This window comes from Nonomuraea endophytica (genome assembly GCF_014203235.1).
Taxonomy (GTDB): domain Bacteria; phylum Actinomycetota; class Actinomycetes; order Streptosporangiales; family Streptosporangiaceae; genus Nonomuraea; species Nonomuraea endophytica.
In genome coordinates this window covers 406,702-430,183 of sequence record NZ_JACHIN010000004.1, presented here as the reverse complement: position 1 = coordinate 430,183, position 23,482 = coordinate 406,702, and the positions used below count along the sequence as shown (strand labels likewise).

Sequence of the window (23,482 nt, the reverse complement as noted above, 5' to 3'; positions counted from 1 at the left end):
GGCGAGAGGGCCCTCATATTAGGTCTCGTCGGCGGGCGCCTCAAGATCTGCGGCCATGCCGATGTAGGCCGGTCCGAGCTGGTGCGCCAGCCCCTCCGGCGGCGGGAAAAGCCGCAGCAGCAGATCGGGCGCGCCCGCCGCCCGCCGCTCGGGCCGCCGCACGCTCGCGCCCGCCGCGTAGAAGTCGGCCAGCCGGTCGGCGAACGGCACGTCCGCCACCGCCAGCGGGTCGCCGCGCGCCCCGCCGTCATCGGCCAGCGACCCCAGCAACCGCTCTTTGGTACGGCCCCGCCACGCCAGCACCAGGAACGGGTCGTCGTCGAACGACTCGGCCAGCAGGTAGAGCACCGCCGACAGGTGCTTGCACGGAAACCCCCAGTCCGGGCAGGAGCACTCCATGTCCAGATCGCGCGGGAACAGGTCGACGCCCATCGCGGCGAAGACCTCCTCGATCTCCGTCGGCATCTCCCCGGCCAGCAGCTTGGCCCGGTGCACCGCCTGCCCGGCGATCGCCGCCTCCAGCTCGGCCCACAGCGCCTCGGCGTACACCTCGACCCTGACCGCCACCTCGTACGGGTCCGGGCGCGAGCCCTGCACCCTGGCGCTCACCAGGCCCGCGGCCAGCTCCAGCGAGAGCACCTGGCCCTTGCGCGCGTAGGTGCGCCCGCGGGCCAGCCGCCCCTTGTCGCACACCCGCTCCAGGATGTCGATGAACCTGCGCGACCACCACGAGGCGCCGATCGTGCCGCGCTGGGTGCGTGCTTTGAGGCCGCCCTCGACCGCGATCGGCCGCCCGCCGTCGTACCACCCGTCTTTGCCGACCGGCATGCTCAGCTCACCGCCTCGGCGCCCAGGCGGAAGACCTCGCGCAGCTCCTGGGAGGACAGGTCGGTGAGCCAGTCCTCGCCGGTGCCGACCACCCGCTCCGCCAGCGCCTTCTTGCGCTCGATCATCTCGTCCACACGCTCTTCGAGGGTGCCCGCGCAGATCAGCTTTCGTACCTGGACGTTCTTGCGCTGCCCGATCCGGAACGCCCGGTCGGTGGCCTGGTCCTCGACGGCCGGGTTCCACCAGCGGTCCACGTGGATGACGTGGTTGGCGGCGGTCAGGTTGAGCCCCACGCCCGCGGCCTTCAGCGAGAGCAGGAACACCATCGGCTCCGGGTCGTTCTGGAACCGGTCGACGAGCCGGTCACGCGCCTTCTTCGCCAGGCCGCCGTGCAGCCAGAGCACCGGGCGGTCCAGCCGGGCGGACAGGTACGGCTGCAGCATCGTGCCGAACTCCGCGTACTGCGTGAACACCAGGGCCTTCTCGCCCTCCGCCACGATCTCCTCGGTCAGCTCCTCCAGCCGGGCCAGCTTGCCCGAGCGGCCCGGCAGCCGCGAACCGTCCTTCAGCAGGTGGGCCGGGTGGTTGCAGACCTGCTTGAGCTTGGCCATCGCCGCCAGCACCAGCCCGCGCCGCTCGATGCCCTCGCTGCCGTCGATCTTGCCCATCATGTCGTCGACCACCGCCTGGTAGAGCGAGGCCTGCTCGGGGGTGAGCGAGCACCACTCCTTGACCTCCAGCTTCTCCGGCAGGTCGGTGATGATGGACCGGTCGGTCTTCAGGCGGCGCAGCACGAACGGGCCGGTGGCGCGCTTGAGGGCGAGCGTGGCCTGCTCGTCCTGGCGGGCCTCGATCGGCTCCTGGTAGCGGGACCTGAACGTGGTGCGCGAGCCGAGCATCCCGGGGTTGCAGAACTCCATGATCGACCAGAGCTCGGCCAGGTGGTTCTCCACCGGGGTGCCGGTCAGGGCGAGGCGGGTGCGGGTGGGGATCGACCGCACGGCGCGGGCCTGGAGGGTGCCGCTGTTCTTGATCGCCTGGGCTTCGTCGCAGACGACGCGTTGCCAGGTGAAGCCTTTCAGGGTCTCCAGGTCGCGCTGGGCGGTGCCGTACGTGGTGATCACCAGATCGGCGCCCTCGGCCAGGGTGGCGTCCCGTCCGCTGCCGTGGTGCACGTAGACCTTCAGCCCCGGCGCGAACCTGGCCGCCTCCCGCTGCCAGTTGCCGACCAGCGACATCGGGCATACGAGCAACGTCGGCGACGTCTGCCTGGCCTGAGCCTTCTCGTGGGCCAGCAGGGCCAGCGTGGTGATCGTCTTGCCCAGGCCCATGTCGTCGGCCAGGACGCCGCCCAGCCCCAGCTCCGACAGGAAGCTCAGCCAGGCCAGCCCGCGCTCCTGGTAGGGCCGCAGGGTGGCGTCGATCCCGGCCGGAGTGGCCAGCGGGGTCAGCCGCCGCTCGGCCTGCCCCGACAGCAGGTCGCCGAGAACGCCGTCGGCGTCGATCTCCAGCAGGGGCAGCTCGTCGTCCTCGCCCCGCACGACGTTCCGCAGGATCTCGGCCGCGCTCAGCTCGCCGTCCCTGCGCCCCTCGACCGCCCGCAGCGCCGCTTTGAGCTGGCGTTCGTCCAGCTCCACCCACTGCCCGCGTACACGCACCAGCGGCACCTTGAGCCTGGCCAGCTCCGCCAGCTCGGCCTCGCTGATGCTCTCGTCACCCACAGCCAGATCGATGCGGAAGTCGACCAGCTCCCGCAGCCCGAACCCCTGCCCGGTCGCCGCCTGCTGGCTCTTGGTGCGCGTGGTCAGCTTGAGCCCCAGCTTGGCCCGCCCGGCCCAGCGCGGCAGCTGCACCCCGAACCCGGCCGCCTGCAGCAGCGGCGCCGCCTGCCGCAGGAAGGTGAACGCGCCAGCGGTGTCGAGAACCAGCTCCCTCGGCTCGGCCACCCTGAGCGCGGGGTCGAGGTCGGGATAGAGGCGTACCGCCCGGCCCAGCCCGGTCAGGAACTCCCGCTCGGGCCGCGTAGGCAACCCCGGCAGCGGCTCACCCTGCCAGATCTGGTCGGCCGGGACATACAGGCTCGGATCCTCCACAGCCTGCAACGCCAGCTCCACCCGCCACCCGGACCGCTCAGCCTTGTCCCCGGCGTCCGCGGAGGGCTCGACCAGCCGGAAACTGACCCGCGCCGAGCCGTCGGCCCCGGCCACCGCGTCATGCCACTCGGTGAGCGCCTCCCGCAGCTCCGGCACGTCCGGGCAGGCGGCGTCCGGCCCGGTGAGCGCGGCCAGCCACCGGTCCCTGAGCGTCCGTGGCCGCCCCACCAGCGGCTCCTGGACCTTGGCCCTGACGTGGGCGTCCGCGAAGTGGTCGAGCGCCGCCCGCAGCACCTCCGCCGACCCCCGCTCCACAGCTCCGGTACGGCAAGCCGGCGGCATCGCCAAGCCCAGCTCCCGGAACCGCACCGCGTCCTGCCCGGTCAGCACCACCCGCCACCGAGCCCGCGCCGTGTCCTCCGGTATGGCCCACATGGCCAGTCCGTCGTCCACCGCGGTACCGCCCGTGGACCCGCCCTGGTCACCAGCCTTGGCCTCGCCCGCCGCGTGGTCACCGCCCGTTGATGCCGATTCGGTCTGGGTGGGGAGCAGGAGCTGGGGGAGGACCCGGCCGCGCCGTACGAGATCAAGGGCGAGCTCGGCCACGACGCTCCAGAACCGCACGGTCGCCCCACCGGAGTCGAGCAGGTCGAGGCAGTGTCCGGCCGATGGCACCACGACCGGCACCCGCCAGCCGCGCAACCTCGGTCGTGTCCCGTCGCCCAGCAGCCCGGTCTCCGGCGACGGCACGGGGGCGGCGGCCGAGCCCGGCAGCACCAGCTCCATCACCCCGTGCCCGCCGTCGGCGAGCCCGAGGTGCGCGGCCAGCTCCTCGTGCCCGGCGGCGAACGGATGAGGCCGTGGCCAGGCGCCACGCGACACGGCTCCGACCGCCTCGGTGTCCTCCGCCCAGAAGGCGAGCCCGCCACCCGCCCACACCCCATGCACCACCAGCACCCCGGCAGGCTACCGCCGCCCACCGACAGCACGCCGCCCCAAAGAGCCCGGAGGGACGCTTACCGGATCGAGGCTCGCGGCGGCGGTGGGGGCGGACGTAGGCTGAAGGCATGAGCGGATCCTGGTGCGAACGCCCCAAACCGCCGACGCCGCCGTGCGAGCTGCCCTCGCCGTTCGCCGCGCCGGACAAGCCGGGCGGCTGGTGTGAGGTGCCCAAGTCGTCCGACGCCGCGGCGGTGGTCGGGTTCCTGCTGAGGCTCGCCCGGCGCTGACCACATCGTGGCCGGGGCTTTGCCGTTGATCTCGACCCGTGCGGTTAGAACCACGGGTGAGAGCACCACGGGAAGGCAGGGCCGATGGAGGAGCACGAGGAGTACGTCGAGGGAGTGACCGCGGGGTACGTCGGCGCGCACGAGGCCGTCGTCGGCACGCCCGTGGACCCGACCTCGATCAACGTGCCGCAGACCCGGGCGGGTGCGGCGGAGAACGCCGAGGCCGCCGAGGCGGCGCGGAAGGCGCGCGGGGTGTTCGTCGCGGCCGACAACACGCACGGGGACGTCACGGACGTGAGCGGGGAGGAAGAGCTCGCCGCGGTCCGTGAGCACGCCGAGGAGGAGGACCCGCTCCTCGCCGCCCGCGACGCCATGCGCGAGGACCTGCGCGGGGGACAGCCGTGATAGAGCGCCTCCTGGCTGGGTAGGCGCCTTTCTCGTCGGAGGAGGCGGCGGCGGCACTGCGGCCGGCGCGGAGTCCGATGAGATGACCGGAACGAGAGACAAGGCAGGCGACGCGATGGCGACGGCTAAGGATAAAGCGGGCGACATGGCCGACACGGCCAAGGACAAGGCGGGCGAGGTCGCCGCGGCGGCGAAGGACACCGCTTCGGCGGCCAAGGACAAGGCAGGCGAACTGGCCGCCACGGCCAAGGACAAGGCGGGCGAGATGGCGGTGGCGGCCAAGGACACGGCAGCCGCGGCGACGGACAAGGCCGGGGAGGTGGCCGACGCCGCCGCCACGGAGGCGAAGAAGCGCCCCATCCTGGTGATGGCCGCCGTCGGCACCATCGTCGCGCTGGTCGTGCGCCGCCTGCTCAAGCGCAAGCGCTGAACGCGCCCCGGCACACCCGAACGCGCCGCCGTACCCCAGAGGAGGGAGCGGTACGCTGCGGCAGGTGAAGAGGACATGGGCCGCGGCGGTCCTGCTGGCCGTCGGGGCTGCCGGGTGTGGCGCGGGTTCGGCGGTCAGCGACTACGGCACCGTCGTGAAGGGTGCGAAGGGGCGGACGACCCAGGTCGAGGTGGGCCAGGGCGATCGGTTCTCGCTGGTCGTGCCCGACAACCCGTCGGTCGGTGACAACTGGTCACTGGTCGAGGTGCCGGACGCGACGGTGGCCTCGTTCATCAGCGAGGAGCACGAGAGCGAGGGCGACGCCCCGGGCAGCGGCGGCGCCGGCTATTTCGTCTTCAACGCCAAGCGGCCGGGCACGACGGAGGTCAAGCTGTTCAACTGCTGGCGCTGCGGGGCCGAGAAGACGCCGTCGGCCCCGGACAGCGTCCGGGAGTCCGGCACCGCGATCTTCACAATAACGGTCAAGTGATCACGACAATGTGTCTTGAAACCTGGCGCGTGGTCATAGAGGCTTCAGCCCATGGATTTCCTTCGGGTGCGCGCCTCGACTGACGGCGCCGAGACGATCTCGTGGTGGACCGGCGACGTGTACGGCTGGCAGGACGACGACGGGCCGCACCACCTGTTCGGGTTCGAGGGCCTCAACGTGGCACGCGTGGTCGAGGCCGACGGCGCCTGGCAACTCCTGACCCGCGAGGCCGCCGCCTACCTCGACCCGAAGTCCCGCGAGATCCTCCAGACCTGGGACAACCCGTTCACCGGCCAGGAGGTCGAGGTCCAGCACGTCTTCAACGACCCGGTCAACCAGCGCCTGGGCGCGTACCCGGTCCCGGTCACGCGGCTCGGCGACCAGGTCGTCTTCAACGTCGACATCCGCCTGGCCTACCCCTCGCCCCTCAAAGTCGCGGAATTTCCGGAAAATTCGGCAAATGACACCTATCGCGCCCTGGAGCTGTTCCAGTTCTTCGCCAAGGCCGAGGACGTCGACTCCGGCGCCGCGAACGTGCCCAGCTTCTTCTCCTGGAGCCGCGTCTCGCCGTGGCTGCCCTGGATGGCGATGGGCCAGCGCCCCGGCGGCCTCGTCTACCACGTCAGGGGCGGCAAGGTCGCCGAGGCCCCCGAGCGGCTGGCCGCGCACGTCGGCGAGCACTTCCTGCACGCGCCCCAGGAGTGGGGCGGCCCCAACGTGAGCAGCTGGTCGGCGTTCGCGGCTAAAGTCGGCAGGTGAGCACCGACCTGTTCTGCGAGATCATCGCGGGGGAACGGCCCGCCTTCACGGTCTTCTCCGACGAGGTGGCCGTCGGCTTCCTCGACACGAGGCCGGTCTTCAAGGGCCATGTCCTGCTGGTGCCGCGCCGCCACGTGGAGACGCTGGCCGACCTCACCGAGGTCGGCCCGTTCTTCGAACGCGTCCAGGCCGGCGCCCGCGCGGTCGAGGACGGCCTGCAGGCGGCGGGCACGTTCGTCGCGATGAACAACCGGATCAGCCAGAGCGTCCCCCACCTGCACGTGCACATCGTGCCCCGCCAGAAGAAGGACGGGCTGCGCGGCTTCTTCTGGCCGCGCACCAAGTACTCCGACGACGCCGAGGCCGAGTCCTATGCCGAGCTGATCAGGAAGTCATGGAACTCGCCGTCGGCCTGATCCTGGCGGTGGTGCTGGTCGGCGTGCCCGCCGTGGTGCTGTGGCGGGTTCTGCGCGGCCGCCGCGAGCTGGGCACCGGGCCGGCCGAGCGGGCCACGTTCGAGACGCTGCACACCGCCTCGCTGGCCGCGCCGCCGCTGCGCGCCGGGCTGACCGCCGAGGGCGCGCAGAAGGCCTCGCGCCACCTGCGCGAGCTGCTCGGCTCGCCGGCGTTGGCGATCACGGACGGCGAGCGGCTGCTGGTGTACGACGGCGCCGGCGACCACCACGCCGCCGACGCCCTGGACCACGCGGCGGCGACCTTGCGCGACGGCCGTACCCAGGTGCTGTCGATCCCGTGCGAGCTGCTCGAATGCCCGATCAGGCACGCGGTCGTGGTGCCGCTGACCACCGACGACCGCATCGTCGGTTCGCTGACCGCCTACGGCCCGCACGCCTCCGCCGGGCTGGTGCGCGCGGCCCAGGAGACGGCCGGCTGGGTCGACTCCCAGCTCGAACTGGCCGAGCTGGACCGCTCCCGCACCCGCCTGATGGAGGCCGAGGTACGCGCGCTGCGCGCGCAGATCTCCCCCCACTTCATCTACAACTCGCTGACCACGATCGCCTCGTTCGTCCGCACCGACCCGGAGCGCGCCCGCGAGCTGCTGCTGGAGTTCGCCGACTTCACCCGCTACTCCTTCCGCCGCCACGGTGACTTCACCACGCTGGCCGAGGAACTGCGCTCCATCGACCGCTACCTGATCCTGGAGCGGGCCCGCTTCGGCGACCAGCTCCAGGTCACGCTCCGGATCGCGCCGGAGGTGCTGCCGGTCGCGGTGCCGTTCCTGTGCCTGCAGCCGCTCGTGGAGAACGCGGTACGGCACGGCCTGGAGAGCAAGAACGGCGTCGGCCGGATCACCATCGTCGCCGAGGACGCCGGGGCCGAGTGCCGCATCAGCGTCGAGGACGACGGTCTCGGCATGGACCCCGACCGGCTCCGGCTCATCCTGGCCGGGGAGGTGGTCAGCGCGGGCGGCGTGGGCCTGGCCAACGTCGACGAGCGCCTGCGCCAGGTCTACGGTGATGAGTACGGCCTGGTCGTGGAGACCGGCAAGGGCGCCGGGACCAAGGTCAACGTGCGCGTGCCGAAGTACCACCCGGGGGTCTCGGCCCGCTAGTGACCTGTGACCTGCGCGTGACGGGCTTGACGCCTCTTGTCGCTTTTATCACTGTCAAGGGATCGGAAGGAGTGTTGCGTGGCTGGCTTGCGCGTCCTGGCGGTCGACGATGAACTTCCGGCTCTGGAGGACCTTTCGTACCTGCTGCGCGCCGACCCCCGGATCGACGAGGTGCTGACCGCCCGCGACGGCGCCGCGGCGCTGCGGCAGCTCGACCGCGGCATCGCCGAGGGCCGCCCGGTCGACGCGGTCTTCCTCGACATCAGGATGCGCGGGCTCGACGGCGTGGTGCTGGGCCGCCTGCTGGCGCAGTTCGCCAACCCGCCCCGGGTGGTGTTCGTGACCGCCTACGAGGAGCACGCGGTCGACGCGTTCGAGATCAAGGCCGAGGACTACCTGCTCAAGCCGGTACGCCCGGAACGCCTGGCCGAGGCGATCCGCAGGGTCGCCCTCTCCTCCGACGTGGCGCCGGACGCCGAGGACGCCGACACGATCCCGGTCGAGCTGGGCGGGGTGACGCGCTTCGTCTCCTCCGCCGATGTCGTGTACGTCGAGGCGCACGGCGACTACGCTCGCCTGCACACGCAGACGGGCACCCACCTGGTCCGCATCCCCCTCAACACGCTGGAGGAGCGCTGGGCCACGGCCGGGTTCGTCCGGGTCCACCGCAGCCATCTGGTCGCGGTCAAGCACATCGAGGAGCTGCACATCGACTCGGGCCGGTGCACGGTGACGGTGGGCAGCACCGAGATCCCGGTCAGCCGCCGCCACACCCGCGAGCTGCGCGACCTCCTCGTCAGAAGAGCCAAGCGATGAGCGGTCGCCGCGTCGTCGTCACCAGCCCCCGCACCGCCGCCGCGCGCCGCCGCCGCTACCCGGCCACCCGCGAGATCGACGAGCAGACCGTGGTCGGCGAGGTCTACATGCGCTCCCTGCTGCGCACCCAGTTCCGCCTGGCGTTGTTCGTCTGCACCGTGCTGGCCTGCGTGATCGGCGGGCTGCCCCTGCTGTTCCTGCTCCTGCCGGACGTTCGCGGCCTGCACCTGCTCGGCGTGCCGCTGCCGTGGGCGGTGCTCGCCTGCCTCATCTACCCCGCCTTCGTCGTGGGAGCCTGGCTCTACGTACGGCAGGCCGAACGCAACGAACGCCACTTCGCCGACCTGATCGAGCGTAAATGAGCGAGCGAAGCGAGTGAACAACAGGCACAGTCTTGTCAGGCTCATCAGACCAGCGGAGCTGGTCTGATGAGCCTGACGGCGGTCGTGGTCGTCGTCGTGGCCGCGGTGCTCATCGGCGCTTTCGGCATCCGGTTCTCGCGCACCACCTCCGACTTCTACGTCGCCTCCCGCACGGTCAGCCCGCTCTGGAACGCCTCGGCCATCGGCGGCGAATATCTTTCGGCCGCCTCCTTCCTCGGCATCGCCGGCCTGATCCTCACCTACGGCATCGACATGCTGTGGCTGCCGGTCGGCTGGACCGGCGGCTACCTGGTGCTGCTCGTGCTCGTCTCGGCCCCGCTGCGGCGCTCCGGCGCGTACACGCTGCCCGACTTCGCCGAGGCCAGGCTGGAGTCGATGGCCGTGCGCCGGACGGCCAGCGTGCTCGTGGTGCTGATCGGCTGGCTCTACCTGATGCCGCAGTTCCAGAGCGCCGGGCTGGTGCTGCGCACGATCACCGGGGCGCCGGTCTGGGTCGGCGGGCTGCTGGTGGCGGTGGTGGTGGCGGTCAACGTGCTGTCGGGCGGGATGCGCTCGATCACGTTCGTGCAGGCCTTCCAGTACTGGCTGAAGCTGACCGCGCTGGCGGTGCCGCTGGTGTTCCTCCTGCTGGCCTGGAAGCGCGACGGCGCGCCCGGGATCAGCGCGGCCGACGCGGCCACCTGGCAGATGCCGCTGGGCAGCGGCAAGGAGTACGGGCTCTACTCCACGTACTCGCTGATCCTGGCGACGTTCCTGGGCACGATGGGGCTGCCGCACGTGCTGGTGCGCTTCTACACCAATCCGGACGGGCGGGCGGCGCGCCGTACGACGCTGGTGGTGCTGACGCTGCTCGGGGCCTTCTATCTGCTGCCGGCCGCCTACGGCTGGCTGGGCCGGCTCTACACCCCCGACCTGGCCCGTACCGACGCGGTCGTGCTCACACTGCCCGGCACGATGGTCGGCGGCACGCTCGGGGACCTGCTGACCGCGCTGGTGACGGCGGGGGCGTTCGCGGCGTTCCTGTCCACCTCGTCGGGGCTGACCGTGTCGGTGGCCGGGGTGATCGCGCAGGATCTGCTGGGCGGCGGCGTGCGCTCGTTCAGGATCGCCACGCTGATGGCCGTGGCGGTGCCGCTCGCGCTGGCGCTCTGGGCACGTTCGCTGCCCGTGGCCGACGTGGTGGGGCTGGCGTTCGCGGTGGCCGCCTCGTCGTTCTGCCCGCTGCTGGTGCTCGGCATCTGGTGGCGGCGGCTGACCACGACGGGCGCGCTGGCCGGGCTGTTCGCCGGGGGCGGGCTGGCCTGCTGCGCGGTGCTGGCCACGATCATCGGCGGGCCGTACGACGGGCTCATCAACGCGCTGCTGGCGCAGCCGGCGGCGTGGACGGTGCCGATCGCGTTCACCGTGATGGTGGCGGTGTCGTTCCTGACCCCGCACCGGGTGCCGCCGGGCGTGGCCAGGACGATGGTGCGCCTGCACACGCCCGAGGACCTCGACCTGGACCGCGGCGACTGGCGGCCCAAGGGCTAGGCGCCGCGCTCGCCGGATCCGCGCACGACCAGCTCCACCGGCACGGTCACCCGGCGCGGCCGTCCTGACGGGTCGAGCAGGAGGCCGACCGCGCTGTGGGCGATGCGGTCGATGTCGTAGCGGACCACGCTCACGCCGGGGTTGAACACCTCGGCCAGCGCGAAGTCATCGAAACCCACGTACGCGGGGCGTTCGGGGCGCTCGCGCAGGGCCTGCAGGATGCCGATCGCGGCCCGGTTGTTGGTGGCGAAGAACGCGGTGGGCGGGTCGGCCAGGTCGAGCAGCCTGGCGACCTCCTGCGAGACGCGCCACGGGTCGAAGACGCCGTGCACGACGAGGCGCTCGTCCGGCGTGCCGAGCGCCTCGCGGTAGCCGGTGGCCCGGTCGTGGACCGAGCTCAGCCGTACGTCGTCGGAGATCAGCGCGATCCTGCGGTGGCCGTGCGCGAGCAGGTGCTCGGTCGCCAGGCGGCCGCCCTTCAGGTCGTCGAGCAGGACCACGTCGCTGTCCTGGCCGGGCGGCAGCCGGTCCACGAAGACCGTGGTCAGGCCGGTGTGCCTGGCCAGCCACGCGTGGTCGCCCGACGACGGGACGACGATGAGGGAGTCGACGCCTCGGGCGTACATGGACTCGACCAGCATGCGCTCGCGCTCGGGCCGCTCCTCGTAGGAGCCGAACACGACCAGCGCCTCGTGCTCGGCGGCCGCCGCCTCGACCGCCTTGGCCAGGCGCGAGTAGAACTCGTTGGAGATGTTCTCCATGACCAGCCCGATGGTCAGCATCGTGGCGCCCCTGGCAAGCCGGGCCGCCGCCTCGTTGCGGCGGAAGCCGAGCGCGCTGATCGCGGCGCTCACCTTGAGCTGGACCTCGGCGCTGACGTGCGGCTCCCCGTTGACCACCCGGGAGACCGTCTTCAGGCTGACTCCCGCGTACCTGGCCACGTCGGCCATGGTCGGCTTGCGCGCTGTCATACTCTGCCCCCATGGATGATGAATGGATCTGCGGACGCCTCGGCGAGGACGAGCCCTGGCTGCTCGGCGCGGTCAACCCGCCGGTGTTCGAGAACTCCCTGTTCACCTTCCGCACGGCCGGTGAGCTGGGCGAGGCGATCAAGGACGAGGACGAGCGCTACGTCTACTGGCGCGGCACCAACCCGACCGTCGACCTGGCCCAGCGCAAGCTCGCCGCGCTGGAGCGGGGGGAGCGGGCCAAGTGCTTCGCCTCGGGCATGGGCGCGATCTCGGCCACGATCTCGTCGCTGGTGTCGGCGGGGGACCACGTGCTGGTGCTGGGCGCCGTCTATGGGCCGACGACCCAGTTTCTGCGCTATCTGGAGAAGTTCGGCGTCACGCATACGCACGTCAGCGATCTCGCGGGGTGTGACAGCGCTATCAGGTCGAGCACGCGCCTACTCTACTTCGAGTCGCCGTCCTACATGCGCTACGAGGTCTTCGACATCGCGGCCGTCACCGGCTGGGCCAGGGAGCACGGCCTCGTCACCGCCATGGACAACACCTGGTCCACGCCCATCTTCCAGAAGCCGCTGACGCTCGGTGTGGACCTGGTGCTGCACTCGCTGTCGAAGTACGTGGGCGGGCACAGCGACCTGGTGGGCGGCGTGGTGGTCGGCCCGTCGCGGCTGATCAGGCCGCTGGCGCTGACCGAGTATCAGCTGTACGGCGCCGCCATGTCACCCCACGACGCGGCCAAGGTGATCAAGGGCCTGCGCACGCTTCCGGTGCGGATGGCTGCGCACCAGGAGCGCGGCCTGGCCGTCGCCGCCTTCTTGGCCGAACACCCGGCCGTCCGCGTGGTCAACCACCCAGGCCTGTCCGCACACCCCGGCCATGCCCAGGCCAAGGCCCAGATGTCCGGCTTCTCCAGCCTGTTCAGCATCGAGCTGGACACCGAGTCGCGTGAGGAGGCGGCCGAGTTCCTGGACCGGCTGCGGCACTTCCGCATCGGCGTCTCGTGGGGCGGCTTCGAGTCGCTGGTCAACGTGCCGGCGCTGTCGGTCGAGGAGAGCGTGCGGGCGACCATGGGCATTCCCGTGGGCCTGGTGCGGCTGTCGGTCGGCCTGGAGGCGGCGGACACATTGATCAAGGACCTCGGTCTAGCGCTGGAGGGTGTCGGTCGCCTAGCGTGACTGACAGCGCTGTCACATCTATGGAGGCGTCGTGAAATCCTTCCTGGCCCTTGCCGCCCTCACCGTGCTGCTCGCGGGCTGCGGGTCGTCCTCCGGCTCCGGCCCCGGCGAGGTACGGCTGCGCATGGTCGAGAGCCTGACCAGCCCGGAGCGCACCAAGCTGCTCAAGTCACTGCTCGCCGACTTCGAGAAGACCAACCCGGGCGTCAAGGTGGAGCTCATCTCGCCGCCGCTGGACAGCGCCGACCAGAAGATCACCCAGATCCTGCAGACGAAGAAGGACCTGGACGTGCTGGAGGTCCGCGACCACACGGCCAAGTCCTTCTCGAACAACGGCTGGCTCGGCGAACTGCCCACGACCGAGTGGAGCGGCTGGGCCGGGCTGACCGACCTGACCCAGAAGAAGGCGGTCGAGGTGGGCGGCAAGCCGTACCTCATCCCCTATGGCTTCTACCAGCGCACGCTCTTCTACCGCACCGACTGGGGCCTGGCCGCGCCGCCGAAGACCTGGCAGGAGCTGTACGAGGCGGGCAAGAAGATGACCGGCGGCGAGCGGTTCGGCTACTCCTTCCGCGGCGGCAAGGGCGGCGCCGACTACGCCGTGATGATGATCAGCGCCTACAACGGCGAGGCGCTCAACCCCGACAAGTCCTTCTACCTGAAGGACAAGCGCACGATCTTCGCCACTGCGGAGGCGGCCCAGGCGCTCGACCTGTTCGTCAAGATCTTCAAGGAGGCGTCGCCGCCGGACTCGGTCTCGTGGGCCTACCCGGAGATGGTGCAGGGCTTCACCTCGGGCGTCACCGGCATGCTCATCCAGGACCCCGAAGTGATCAAGACGGTCGAGGAGAGCGGGGTCAAGGCGTGGTCCACGGCGCCGATCCCGAAGGGCCCGACCGGATACGCCTACCAGCCCGTCGGCTACGCCGGATGGGGCGTCACCTCCTTCACCAAGCATCGGGACCAGGCGGTCAAGCTGGTGCAGTTCCTGTCGGAGTCGCAGCAGAGCATCCGCTTCGCCAAGGGCAACTCGCTCATCCCGATCTCCAAGCAGGCGCAGAGCGACCCGCAGTTCTCCCAGGGCGCCTGGAAGGCGTACCTGGAGGCGCAGCAGGACCCCAAGCAGGTGATCACGATCCGGCCCGTGGACTACCCGGGATGGAGTCAGTTCCTCGTCGACTCCGACCGTGACGTGCAGGCGCTGCTGACCGGCAAGAAGAGCACGGCCGACGTGCTCAAGGCCTGGGACGCCTTCTGGACCGACCAGGCGAAGAAGGTCTCGTGACCAAAAGGGCGTTCACCGGGCGCAGGGCGGCGTTCATCACGCTGTGCCTGCTGCCCGGGATCGTGTTCGTCGTCCTGTTCACCTACTGGCCGATGGTGCGCGGCAGCGTCATGGCCTTCCAGCGCTACAACCTGTTCGACCTGACCCAGACGCCGTTCGTCGGCCTGGAGAACTTCGCCGCGGTGCTGGCCGAGGAGCGGTTCTGGACCTCGCTGCGCAATACCGGAACGTGGGTCGTGGTCTCGCTGTTCTTCCAGTTCGTGCTGGGCTTCGGGCTGGCGCTGCTGCTCAGGAGGCACTTCAGGGGCCGCGGGCTCTACCAGGCGTGGGTGTTCTTCCCGTGGGCCATGTCCGGGTTCCTGATCGGGCTGCTGTGGCGGTGGATGTTCAACGGGCAGTTCGGCGTGATCAACGACCTGCTGCTCAAGACCGGGATCATCGACCAGCGCATCGGCTTCCTGTCCACGCCCGGCTGGGCGATGACCTCGGTCATCGTGGCCAACGTCTGGTACGGCACGACGTTCTTCGCCATCATGATCATGGCCGCGCTGCAGTCGGTCCCCAAGGAGCTTTACGAGGCGGCCGGCGTCGACGGCGCCTCCCGGCTGCGCCAGTTCTGGCACGTCACGCTGCCGCACATCCGGCCCACGCTGGCGCTGATCGTGCTGCTGCGGATCATCTGGATTCTCAACTTCCCCGACCTGATCTACTCCATGACCGGCGGCGGGCCCGCCGGCAGCACCGACATCGTCACCACCTTCCTCATCCAGCAGGTCATGGGCGGCGACTACGGCCGGGCCGGCGCCGTCGGGCTGCTGGTCCTGGCGTTGCTGCTGGCCTTCAGCATCTTCTACCTGAACGTGACGAGGTCCGCCGATGGTGAAAAGGCTCGCTAAGGGGACGGTGCTGGGCATCTGGCTGCTCATCACCGTCTTCCCGCTCTACTGGATCGTCGTCACCTCGCTCAAGCCCAAGGCCGAGATCTTCTCGATGCCGCTGAAGTACTGGCCGGCCAACGTCACCTTCGAGCACTACGCGGAGCTGTTCGAGTTCGCCGACTTTGGCCGCTACCTCGCCAACAGCCTGATGGTCTCGCTGGTCGCGGCGGCCGCCGTCACCGTGATCGGCGTGCTCGGCGGCTACACGCTGGCCCGCTTCACCTTCCCCGGCAGGGGCGCGCTGATGCTGGCCTTCCTGGTGACCCAGATGATCCCGCTGTTCATCGCCCTGGGCCCGCTCTACCTGCTGATGTCCGACCTCGACCTGCTCAACCGGCTGGCGGGCCTCATGGTGGTCTATGTCGCGATGCTGGTGCCGTTCTCCACGATCATCATGCGCGGTTTCTACGAACGGGTGCCGGTCGCGCTGGAGGAGGCGGCCCAGGTGGACGGGGCCTCGCGGCTGTCGGCGCTGGTCCGCGTGGTCATCCCGGTGATGCTGCCGGGCATCGCGGCGACGTTCATCTTCGCGTTCGTGCAGTGCTGGAACGAGCTGTTCCTGGCCATCACCTTCATCGACAGCGAGGACGCCAAGACGGTCCCGGTCGCCATGAACTCCTTCATCACCCAGTACGACATCGACTGGGGCTCGATGGCCGCGGCCACCGTCGTCTCGGTCATCCCCACCCTCATCCTGTTCGCCGCGATCCGCCGCTACATCGTCGAGGGCCTGACCGCCGGAGCCGTCAAGGGCTGAAGGCTGTCAAGCGGCCCGCGGCGCGAAAAGCCCTCCTGCGGCGGGAGTTCGGCATGGACAACGAGATCGAGCGCGTCCGGGTGGAAGTCGGCGGCGCCCCCCTCTACATCGAGGTCGCCGGCGGGGACGACGGCCAGGAACGCGACATCGCCGCGCTCAAGCTCGACCTGGCCGAGGTCTTCAAGGCGCGGCCCGCCCGGAACCCGGTGACGAGCTGTGGGCCTACGGCCACCCCGAGGGCGACTACCGCAAGGGCGACGTCATCCGCTGCGTCTACGACGGCCCATCGACCGCCCTCGACGGCGCCGCACTCCTGCGGGTCACCGAGGGGTCGGCCGAGCCCCCGGGGGCGCTGGCCGCGCTCGCGGCCGACGTCCGGGTGGCGGGTTCGCACCGGGTGCGCGCGGCCTACGAGCTCACCGGCCTGGACCGTGCCAGGGGCAGGACCTCCTGGCCGGGCTCAGCGGCGACCCCGGCGTGGAAGACGTGCGGGCGGAGCTGCGGAAGGCGGCCAGGGTCCGGGTGAAGAAGGCCAGGGCCCGCTTCTTCCGCGATCCGGACTGCGATCCGCTGGACGGACCGGCGCCGCCGCTGGAACCCGGGCCGGTCAGTCCTTCCGGGTGCAGGCGGCGCGCCTGCTCGGCCACTTCGACGCGGCGCGGGCCGTCGAGCGGCTGACCGCGCTGGCGGGGGAAACGGATGGGGAGGTGGCCGCGCTGGCCGCCGCCGTACTGGCTGAGCTTGCTTGATTACGCAGAGTAGTTGCATGTATACAAGTCAAGCGGCCATTTTTCTCGAATGCTCAGACATATCCCGCTAAACAACGGCGGGTGCCGCTTATCGCGTCAAACGGACCTTTCACCGCAGGCCATGCCCAACTAAACGCCACGCGGCGGCGGCTCGCCGAACGACGGGACTGTGGCACTCCACGGAGGGTAGTTTGCGCTCTTACCTTGTGCGTGATCCCCATCACACTAAGCGGGAGGCATGGTGACAACACAAGAACACGACGCGTCGGTCTATGAACGGGTTCAGCAAAGCAGCGAATTCCAGGAGTTGAAGCGCAGGTTCCGCGCTTGGACCTTCCCGATGACTGTCGCGTTCCTCGTCTGGTACCTCCTGTACGTCGTGCTGTCCGGGTGGGCACGTGACTTCATGGGCATTCAGGTGCTCGGCAACATCAACATCGGTTTGATTCTGGGCCTGCTGCAGTTCGTCTCCACCTTCTTGATCGCCTTGGCCTACTCCAGGCACGCGGAGAAGAAGCTGGACCCGCTGGCCGACAAGCTCCGGCACGAAGTCGAGGAGCAGACCAAGTGAGTTCGTCCACGCTTTCCACGATCCTGTTCCTGACGTTCGTGGCCGCCACGCTCGGCATCACCTTCTGGGCCAGCCGCAACACCAAGACCGCCGCCGACTACTACGCCGGCGGGCGTTCTTTCACCGGCGTCCAGAACGGCCTGGCCATCGGCGGCGACTACATGTCGGCCGCCTCGTTCCTCGGCATCGCCGGCATGATCGCGCTGTCCGGCTACGACGGCTTCCTTTACTCCATCGGCTTCCTGGTCGCCTGGCTGGTGGCGCTGCTGCTGGTCGCCGAGCTCATGCGTAACTCGGGCAAGTTCACGATGGCCGACGTGCTGGCCTTCCGGATGAGCCCGCGCCCGGTCCGCACCGCGGCCGGCGTCTCCACCATCGTCGTCAGCATCTTCTACCTGCTGGCCCAGATGGTCGGCGCGGGCGCGCTGGTCGGGCTGCTGCTCGGCATCACCAGCGCCGAGGCCAAGAACTGGACGATCGTCGCCGTCGGCGCGCTGATGATCGTCTACGTGGTGTTCGGCGGCATGAAGGGCACCACCTGGGTCCAGATCGTCAAGGCCGTCCTGCTCATGGGCGGCGCGGCGCTGATCACCGTGCTGGTGCTGGCCAAGTACAACTTCAACCTCTCGGCGCTGCTCGGCGCCGCCACCGAGGCCAGCGGCAAGGGCGCGGCGTTCCTCGAACCCGGCCTCAAGTACGGCACCGAAGCCCAGGGCCTCATGGGCAAGATCGACCTGATCAGCCTCGGACTCGCGCTCGTCCTCGGCACCGCCGGCCTGCCGCACATCCTGATCCGCTTCTACACCGTGCCCACCGCCAAGGACGCCCGCAAGTCCGTCCTGTGGGGCATCGGCATCATCGGCACGTTCTACCTGCTGACGCTGGTGCTCGGCTTCGGTGCGGCGGCGCTGGTCAAGATCCCGGCCACCGACACCGCGGGCAACACGGCCGCACCACAACTCGCCGCCGCCATCGGCGAGAACTTCTTCGGCTCCGTCGGCGGCACCGTCCTGCTGGCGCTCATCGGCGCCGTCGCCTTCGCCACGATCCTGGCCGTGGTCGCCGGGCTCACGCTGGCCTCCTCGTCCAGCTTCGCCCACGACCTGTACGCCCACGTGTTCAAGAAGGGCACCGCCACCGAGCGCGAAGAGGTCGTCGTGGCCCGCGTCTCCGCCCTGGTCATCGGTGCCGCCGCCATCGGGCTCGGCATCCTCGCCCAGGGCCAGAACGTCGCGTTCCTCGTCGCGCTGGCCTTCGCCGTCGCCGCGTCGGGCAACCTGCCGGCGATCCTGTACAGCCTGTTCTGGAAGCGGTTCAACACCGCCGGCGCCGTCGCCTCCATCTACGGCGGCCTGATCTCCTGCCTGATCCTCGTGGTCTTCTCGCCGGTGGTCTCCGGCTCCAAGACCGCGCTGATCAAGGGCGCCGACTTCCACATCTGGAACCTGTCCAACCCCGGCATCATCTCGATCCCGCTCGGCTTCTTTTTCGGCTGGCTCGGCACCGTGCTCAGCAAGGAGTACAACGCCGCCAAGTACGCCGAGATCGAGGTCCGCTCGCTCACCGGCGTGGGCGCGGAGAAGGCCACCGAGCACTGACCGGGTGGGGCGCCCTGACCCGGGCGCCCCACCCTCGGTTCCGAGCCCGGACGATAGAGTCTTGTCATGGAAGACCAGGCCGCCGCGCTGCTCGCCACCTGTTCACCGGAGATCTGCACCCTGGCCGGAGCCGCCCGAAACTTCCTGCGCCGGCTGCTGCCGGACGCGCAGGAGGAGGTCGACGAACCGGCCCGGCTGATCGCCTACACGTACCAGCCCGGCACGTACAAGGGGCTGATCGTGGCGATCGCCCTGCATCAGGCGCACATCAACCTGATGTTCGCCCGCGGCGCCGACCTGCTCACCCAGGACCCGACCGCGCTGCTTGAAGGCACTGGCAAGAAGGCCCGCCACGTCAAAATCTCCACCGAGTCGCGCCTCTCCGACCCGGATCTCGCCGCGCTGGTTTCTGCCGCTTCCGTGCTCACTGCCTCTCGCTAAACGCCCCTACTCGGGGCTTTACGGCTTTTTTGGGGGTAGGGCTTTTTGGGGTTACGGCAAGCCCGGCTGGCGCCTCCCGCCGCCGTGTGCGACACGTCCGTGCAGGGTGGTCAGCAGTCTGACGTGGTTCTCGCCGTCACGACGCATGCTTGCCCAGCCACCGTGCCCTCCGCCGGCCGCCGCAATAGCGCGCCGAACCCCACCGCCGACCTTCCCGCCGCCTCGGCGCGCCAAAACCCCACGGGGTGCCGCCGCCCTGCGACCTCCCCGTCCCGACCCTCCGCCTCGGCTCCGCGTCCAGGGTCAGGGGGTTGAGGCTTCGGCCAGGGTGGCTTGTTCCTCGGCGCTCAGGGCCAGGCGGGCTCCGGTCATCAGCGGCTTGAGCTGCTCCGGGGTGCGGGCGCTGGCGATCGGGGCGGTGATCGTGGGCTGGGCGGCCAGCCAGGCCACGGCGATGGCGGCCGGTTCCACGTCGCGGACCGTGGCGATCTTGGCGAGGGCGTCCAGGACGCGCAGGCCGCGCTCGGTCTTGAGGTACTCGGCCGCCCTGTCCGCCCTGGGGCTGTCCACGGTGACGCCGGGGGCGTACTTGCCGGTCAGGAAGCCGCGGGCGAGCGTGTGGTACGGCGTCGTGGACAGCCCCTCGCGGGCCACGACGTCGCGCAGCGGGCCCTCGAAGCCGCGCTCCATCAGGTTGTACGCGGGCTGCAGTGCCACGTACCTGGCCAGGCCCTCGTCGTCGGAGACCTTCAGCGCCTGTGCCAGGCGTGGGGCGGTGTAGTTGGAGGCGCCGATGTAGCGGACCTTGCCCTCCCGCACCAGCGCGTCGAACGCGGCCAGCGTGTCGGCCAGCGGGGTCGCTTCGTCGTCGACGTGCGCCCAGTAGAGGTCGATCCGGTCGGTCCGCAGGCGGCGCAGGCTGTTTTCCACCGCGGTCCTGATGGTCCTGGGCGCCAGGCCCGTCCATCCGGACAGCATGCCCACCTTCGTGGCCAGGACGATGGAGTCGCGGTTGCCGCGCTCGATCATCCAGTCGCCGATGATCCGCTCGGCGGTGGACTCCCCGGTCGCCCACGCCGGGTAGACGTCGGCGGTGTCGAGGAAGTTGCCGCCGTCCTCGACGTAGGCGTCCAGGACGGCGTAGGACGCCTCCCGGTCGGCGGTCCAGCCGAAGACGTTGGTGCCGAGGCAAAGAGGGAACACGGACAGGGCCGTGGTGCCGATCGATCTCACCTCGCTATTATCCGCGCATCCAACAGCGGTTCCGCCGTCAGGGTCCTGGCGCCGCGTGAGGAGGGCCGATGCGAGCCCGGATGCGTGGCTGCCTGATCGGCGCGATCCTCGCGGGCGCGCTGTTCGTGCTGGTCGTGGTCGCCCTCAGGGCCGACTGGCAGCCCCAAGAGGTGAAAAATCCGGAAAAATCGGGAACGCAGAAAAAATCGTCTGAGCCCACGTCCGAGCCCGCGCCCTCGATCGAGGTGCTGGACGAGAAGCGGCTGGACGAGCGCCGCCTCGAACTCACCCTCCGCTCACCCGCCCTCGACGCCACCACCAAGGTCCGCCTCCTGCTCCCGAAGCGCTGGGACGAACGCGAACGCTGGCCCGCCCTGTGGCTCCTGCACGGCGGCCTGGACGACCACACCTCCTGGACCGCCAAGACGGACGTCGACGACCTCACCCGAGACGACGGCCTCATGGTCGTCATGCCCGACGGCGGCCGGTGCGGCAGCTACTCCGACTGGTGGAACGGCGGTGAAGGCGGCCCCCCGAAATGGCAGACCTATCACCTGAAGGAGCTCCTGCCGCTCCTGGAGTCCCGCTACCGCGCCGGCCCCTCCAGGGCGATCGCGGGCTACTCCATGGGCGGCCAGGGCGCCATGCTGTACGCGGCCAAGGGCGGCTTCAAGGCCGCCGCCTCCTTCAGCGGCGCCGTGCACATCCTCAGCGACGGCGTCCCCCAGGCGGTGATGGCCGGCACCACGATCGGCTGCCTCGGCACCGACTGGAAGCGCATCTGGGGCGACCCCGAACGCCAGCGCGCCACCTGGCAGGCGCACAACCCCTATGACCAGGCCGAAAAGCTCAGGGGACTGCGCCTGTACGTGGCCGCGGGCGCCGGCGACCTGGTCGAGGACCTGGCCAACCGGGCCGCCCGAGCCTTCGCCGGCCGCCTGCGGGCGCTGGACATCCCGGTCACCACCCACTTCTACCGAGGCGGGCACAACCACGCCTTCTGGCAGCGGGAGCTGCGCCGGGCGTACCCGATGTTGAAGGGCGCGCTTCAGTGATGGGCCGCGCCGATGTCGAGCGTGCGCGGCGTCAGCTTCCACACGGCCGCGGCCGCCAGCAGCATCAGCACCGCGCCGACCGCCCCCGTCATCGCGATCGAGTCGCCGAAGGCCACCTTGGCCTGCTCGGCCAGCCGCGCGCCCTGCGCGCCGAGCGTGGCGGCCACGTCGAGCGCGCCGCCGATCGACTCGCGCACGACCTCGGCCCGAGTTCCGGTGTACGGCAGCGCCGCACGGTAGACCGCCGCCGCGACGCTGCCCAGGACGGCTACCCCGAGCACCCCGCCCACCTCGTAGCTGGTCTCCTCGATGGCCGCGGCGCTGCCCGCCTTCTCCAGTGGCGCGCCCGACATGATCACGGCAGAGGCGATGGCCAGCGAGCCCATGCCCGCGCCGATGAGCAGCAGCGCGAGCGCGACCCAGCCATAGACCAGCGGCGCCGCGAACAACACCAGGAACCCGAGCCCCGCCACGACCAGCCCGCCGGCCAGCACGGTACGCGCCCCGATCCGCTCCGCCATCGCGGGCGCCAGCGGTGAGACGATCAACGCGGTGGCGGCCGTCGGCAGGAGGCGCACTCCGGTCTCCAGCGGGGTGTAGCCCTGGACGAGCTGCATCCACTGGGCCATGAGCAGCATCATCGCGGCCATGGCGATCGAGGTGGTGAGCGCGGCCAGCACCCCGGAGGTGAACGGGCCGCTGCGGAACAGCCTGACCTCCAGCAGGGGGTCGGGGCGGCGCAGGCTGCGCAGGACGAACCAGGTCAGCGCGAGCGCGCCGACGGCCAGCGACACCAGCGCGGTCGGGTCGGTCAGGCCGTCCTTGGCGAAGTGCTTGATGGAGTAGACGAGTCCGACCATGCCGACGATCGACAGGACGGTGCCGAGCGCGTCCCAGCGGCCGGGGCGCGGGTTGCGCGACTCGGGCAGCAAGAACAGGCCGGCGAGCACGGCGACGGCCATGACCGGCACGTTCACCAGGAAGGCCGCGTGCCAGCTGAAGTTCTCCACCAGGAAGCCGCCGAGGATCGGGCCGAGCGCGCCGCCGACCGCCGCCATGGCCGCCCAGACGCCCAGCGCGGTGGCGCGTTCGCGCGAGTCGGTGAACAGCGCGCGGATCATCGACAGCGTGGACGGCATGATCATGGCGCCGCCCACGCCGAGCAGGGCGCGCACCGCGATCACCGCGCCGGGGCTCTCGGCCCACATCACCAGCACGGAGGCGAGGCCGAACACGCCGAACCCGGTGAGGAGCATCCTCTTGCGCCCCCACCGGTCGCCCAGCGCGCTCACCGTGACCAGCAAGCCGGCCAGGACCAGCGAGTAGACGTCGACCATCCACAGCAGCTGGATGGCGTCCGGGCGCAGGCTGGCCGAGATCGCCGGCAGCGCCACGTTCAGGATGGTCATGTCCATGACGACCAGCAGGAGGCTGGCCGACAGGACGGCGAGTCCGGCCCATCTGCGCTTGTGCGCGACGGGCGCGGTGCTGAGCGTCATGTTGTCCCCCGGTAGAACGTGTCAAGGAAGATCCTGGGCAGGTCCCTGCGTGCGACGTCCCCTTGCCGCATGCTCTCCCTCACGGCCACGAGCAGGCCGTACACAAGATTGCTTACCCAGCGTGGCGGAAGGTCCGCACGCAGCACGCCGGCCCGTTGGGCGGCGGCGAACAGGGCGATCTCCTTCTCCTCCAGCTCGTTCGCGTGGCGCACCAGGTCCGGCTGGCCGTGCGTGGTGTGGTCGGTGAGCGCGAAGCCGTGCTCGTCGGAGTGCTCGAGCGTGACCGTCAGCAGCTCGTCGAGCACCCGTTTGATCCCGGCGGCGTCGAGGTCGGCGCTCAGGGCCTCGTCGAGGCCGACGGCGGTGTGCGTCTTCGCCCAGGCGTCCATGGCCCGCGACGCGAGCTCGTACTGCAGCTCGGCGCGGGTGCTGAAGTGCCGGTGCAGCGTGGCGCGGCTGACCCCGGCGGCCTGCGCGATCTCCGCCATCGACGCGTTCGGCGCGTGGTTGAGGTGCTGGATCGCCACGGCGACGATGTCCTCACGGCTGGCTGCCATCACACACCCTCGTCTTGTTTGCGACATTAATGTCTCAAATAGTACATCACTGTACGACGGGGGATGTACGGTGATCTCTCCTGTACGGCATGGCCAGCGTGTCAGCCGTGGCGATAT

General features: G+C 70.3%; 25 protein-coding genes. 19 read left to right on the top strand and 6 right to left on the bottom strand.

Features of this window, described 5'->3' with window-relative positions:
* Positions 1-18 precede the first annotated feature (18 nt).
* Together HNR40_RS17605 and HNR40_RS17600 are read right to left on the bottom strand one after the other, a co-directional pair.
* The gene (locus HNR40_RS17605; RefSeq protein ID WP_184962482.1) at positions 19-828 is read right to left on the bottom strand and encodes an SWIM zinc finger family protein; all 810 of its coding nucleotides are present in this window, start codon (positions 826-828) and stop codon (positions 19-21) included.
* A gap of 2 nt (positions 829-830) precedes the next feature.
* Positions 831-3,878: a DEAD/DEAH box helicase gene (locus HNR40_RS17600; RefSeq protein ID WP_184962480.1), complete on the bottom strand. Its 3,048-nt coding sequence runs from the start codon at positions 3,876-3,878 to the stop codon at positions 831-833.
* Positions 3,879-3,988: 110 nt separating this feature from the next.
* On the opposite strand from HNR40_RS17600, the gene HNR40_RS17595 reads away from it, so the two are divergent.
* The 10 genes from HNR40_RS17595 to HNR40_RS17550 all read left to right on the top strand — a co-directional run bounded on the left by HNR40_RS17595 (position 3,989) and on the right by HNR40_RS17550 (position 10,536).
* Entirely contained in the window at positions 3,989-4,150 is a 162-nt protein-coding gene (locus HNR40_RS17595; RefSeq protein WP_184962478.1) for a hypothetical protein, read from the top strand.
* A gap of 84 nt (positions 4,151-4,234) precedes the next feature.
* Positions 4,235-4,555 (top strand): hypothetical protein, encoded by a 321-nt coding sequence (locus HNR40_RS17590; RefSeq protein ID WP_184962476.1) that lies wholly within the window; start codon positions 4,235-4,237, stop codon positions 4,553-4,555.
* Between the two features lie 82 nt (positions 4,556-4,637).
* Positions 4,638-4,985, top strand: coding sequence for a YtxH domain-containing protein (locus HNR40_RS17585; RefSeq protein ID WP_184962474.1), 348 nt, complete (start codon positions 4,638-4,640; stop codon positions 4,983-4,985).
* 64 nt (positions 4,986-5,049) lie between these two features.
* Positions 5,050-5,475, top strand: a complete 426-nt coding sequence (locus HNR40_RS17580) for a protease inhibitor I42 family protein (RefSeq protein WP_184962472.1) — start codon at positions 5,050-5,052, stop codon at positions 5,473-5,475.
* A 51-nt stretch (positions 5,476-5,526) separates the two neighbouring features.
* Positions 5,527-6,234, top strand: a complete 708-nt coding sequence (locus HNR40_RS17575; RefSeq protein WP_184962470.1) for a DUF1838 family protein — start codon at positions 5,527-5,529, stop codon at positions 6,232-6,234.
* Complete coding sequence (locus tag HNR40_RS17570) at positions 6,231-6,650, top strand: HIT family protein (RefSeq protein WP_184962468.1); 420 nt, start codon at positions 6,231-6,233, stop codon at positions 6,648-6,650. Before HNR40_RS17575 ends, HNR40_RS17570 begins: the two co-directional genes overlap by 4 nt.
* Positions 6,629-7,807 carry a sensor histidine kinase gene (locus HNR40_RS17565; RefSeq protein WP_184962466.1) on the top strand — a complete coding sequence of 393 codons (1,179 nt, stop codon included), beginning with the start codon at positions 6,629-6,631 and terminating at the stop codon, positions 7,805-7,807. Before HNR40_RS17570 ends, HNR40_RS17565 begins: the two co-directional genes overlap by 22 nt.
* Positions 7,808-7,885: 78 nt before the next feature.
* Positions 7,886-8,623 carry a LytR/AlgR family response regulator transcription factor gene (locus HNR40_RS17560; protein WP_184962464.1) on the top strand — a complete coding sequence of 246 codons (738 nt, stop codon included), beginning with the start codon at positions 7,886-7,888 and terminating at the stop codon, positions 8,621-8,623.
* Positions 8,620-8,985, top strand: coding sequence for a hypothetical protein (locus HNR40_RS17555; protein WP_184962462.1), 366 nt, complete (start codon positions 8,620-8,622; stop codon positions 8,983-8,985). Before HNR40_RS17560 ends, HNR40_RS17555 begins: the two co-directional genes overlap by 4 nt.
* A 66-nt stretch (positions 8,986-9,051) precedes the next feature.
* Positions 9,052-10,536, top strand: coding sequence for a sodium/solute symporter (locus tag HNR40_RS17550; protein ID WP_184962460.1), 1,485 nt, complete (start codon positions 9,052-9,054; stop codon positions 10,534-10,536).
* On the opposite strand, the gene HNR40_RS17545 is transcribed toward HNR40_RS17550, so the two are convergent.
* A complete protein-coding gene (locus HNR40_RS17545) occupies positions 10,533-11,507 on the bottom strand; it encodes a LacI family DNA-binding transcriptional regulator (RefSeq protein ID WP_184962458.1) in 975 nt (324 codons plus the stop codon). The two genes, HNR40_RS17550 and HNR40_RS17545, sit on opposite strands and share 4 nt — an antisense overlap.
* Positions 11,508-11,518: 11 nt before the next feature.
* Here HNR40_RS17545 and HNR40_RS17540 point away from each other — a divergent pair, with 11 nt between their 5' ends.
* The 8 genes from HNR40_RS17540 (at position 11,519) to HNR40_RS17510 (ending at position 19,021) form a co-directional block, all read left to right on the top strand.
* On the top strand, positions 11,519-12,682 hold the full coding sequence (locus tag HNR40_RS17540) for a trans-sulfuration enzyme family protein (protein ID WP_184962456.1): 1,164 nt from the start codon (positions 11,519-11,521) through the stop codon (positions 12,680-12,682).
* 31 nt (positions 12,683-12,713) lie between these two features.
* Positions 12,714-13,967, top strand: coding sequence for an ABC transporter substrate-binding protein (locus HNR40_RS17535; protein WP_221340487.1), 1,254 nt, complete (start codon positions 12,714-12,716; stop codon positions 13,965-13,967).
* Positions 13,964-14,863: a carbohydrate ABC transporter permease gene (locus tag HNR40_RS17530; protein ID WP_221340486.1), complete on the top strand. Its 900-nt coding sequence runs from the start codon at positions 13,964-13,966 to the stop codon at positions 14,861-14,863. Before HNR40_RS17535 ends, HNR40_RS17530 begins: the two co-directional genes overlap by 4 nt.
* Entirely contained in the window at positions 14,844-15,662 is an 819-nt protein-coding gene (locus HNR40_RS17525; protein ID WP_184962454.1) for a carbohydrate ABC transporter permease, read from the top strand. The genes HNR40_RS17530 and HNR40_RS17525 overlap by 20 nt, the downstream gene beginning before the upstream one ends.
* 620 nt (positions 15,663-16,282) lie before the next feature.
* Entirely contained in the window at positions 16,283-16,411 is a 129-nt protein-coding gene (locus tag HNR40_RS56345) for a hypothetical protein (protein WP_281395367.1), read from the top strand.
* A gap of 238 nt (positions 16,412-16,649) precedes the next feature.
* The gene (locus HNR40_RS17520) at positions 16,650-16,982 is read left to right on the top strand and encodes a DUF485 domain-containing protein (RefSeq protein WP_184962452.1); all 333 of its coding nucleotides are present in this window, start codon (positions 16,650-16,652) and stop codon (positions 16,980-16,982) included.
* Positions 16,979-18,580 (top strand): monocarboxylic acid transporter, encoded by a 1,602-nt coding sequence (locus tag HNR40_RS17515; RefSeq protein WP_184962450.1) that lies wholly within the window; start codon positions 16,979-16,981, stop codon positions 18,578-18,580. The genes HNR40_RS17520 and HNR40_RS17515 overlap by 4 nt, the downstream gene beginning before the upstream one ends.
* A gap of 66 nt (positions 18,581-18,646) precedes the next feature.
* Positions 18,647-19,021: a DUF1801 domain-containing protein gene (locus HNR40_RS17510; protein WP_184962448.1), complete on the top strand. Its 375-nt coding sequence runs from the start codon at positions 18,647-18,649 to the stop codon at positions 19,019-19,021.
* A gap of 303 nt (positions 19,022-19,324) precedes the next feature.
* Here the strand turns inward: HNR40_RS17510 and HNR40_RS17505 are convergent, their stop codons facing one another.
* Complete coding sequence (locus HNR40_RS17505) at positions 19,325-20,254, bottom strand: aldo/keto reductase (protein WP_184962446.1); 930 nt, start codon at positions 20,252-20,254, stop codon at positions 19,325-19,327.
* Positions 20,255-20,322: 68 nt separating this feature from the next.
* Between HNR40_RS17505 and HNR40_RS17500 the strand changes: the two genes are divergently transcribed.
* Positions 20,323-21,309 (top strand): alpha/beta hydrolase, encoded by a 987-nt coding sequence (locus tag HNR40_RS17500; RefSeq protein WP_184962444.1) that lies wholly within the window; start codon positions 20,323-20,325, stop codon positions 21,307-21,309.
* On the opposite strand, the gene HNR40_RS17495 is transcribed toward HNR40_RS17500, so the two are convergent.
* A complete protein-coding gene (locus HNR40_RS17495; RefSeq protein WP_184962442.1) occupies positions 21,303-22,808 on the bottom strand; it encodes an MFS transporter in 1,506 nt (501 codons plus the stop codon). The genes HNR40_RS17500 and HNR40_RS17495 overlap by 7 nt on opposite strands.
* Complete coding sequence (locus HNR40_RS17490) at positions 22,805-23,365, bottom strand: TetR/AcrR family transcriptional regulator (protein ID WP_184962440.1); 561 nt, start codon at positions 23,363-23,365, stop codon at positions 22,805-22,807. Before HNR40_RS17490 ends, HNR40_RS17495 begins: the two co-directional genes overlap by 4 nt.
* Between the last annotated feature and the right edge of the window lie 117 nt (positions 23,366-23,482).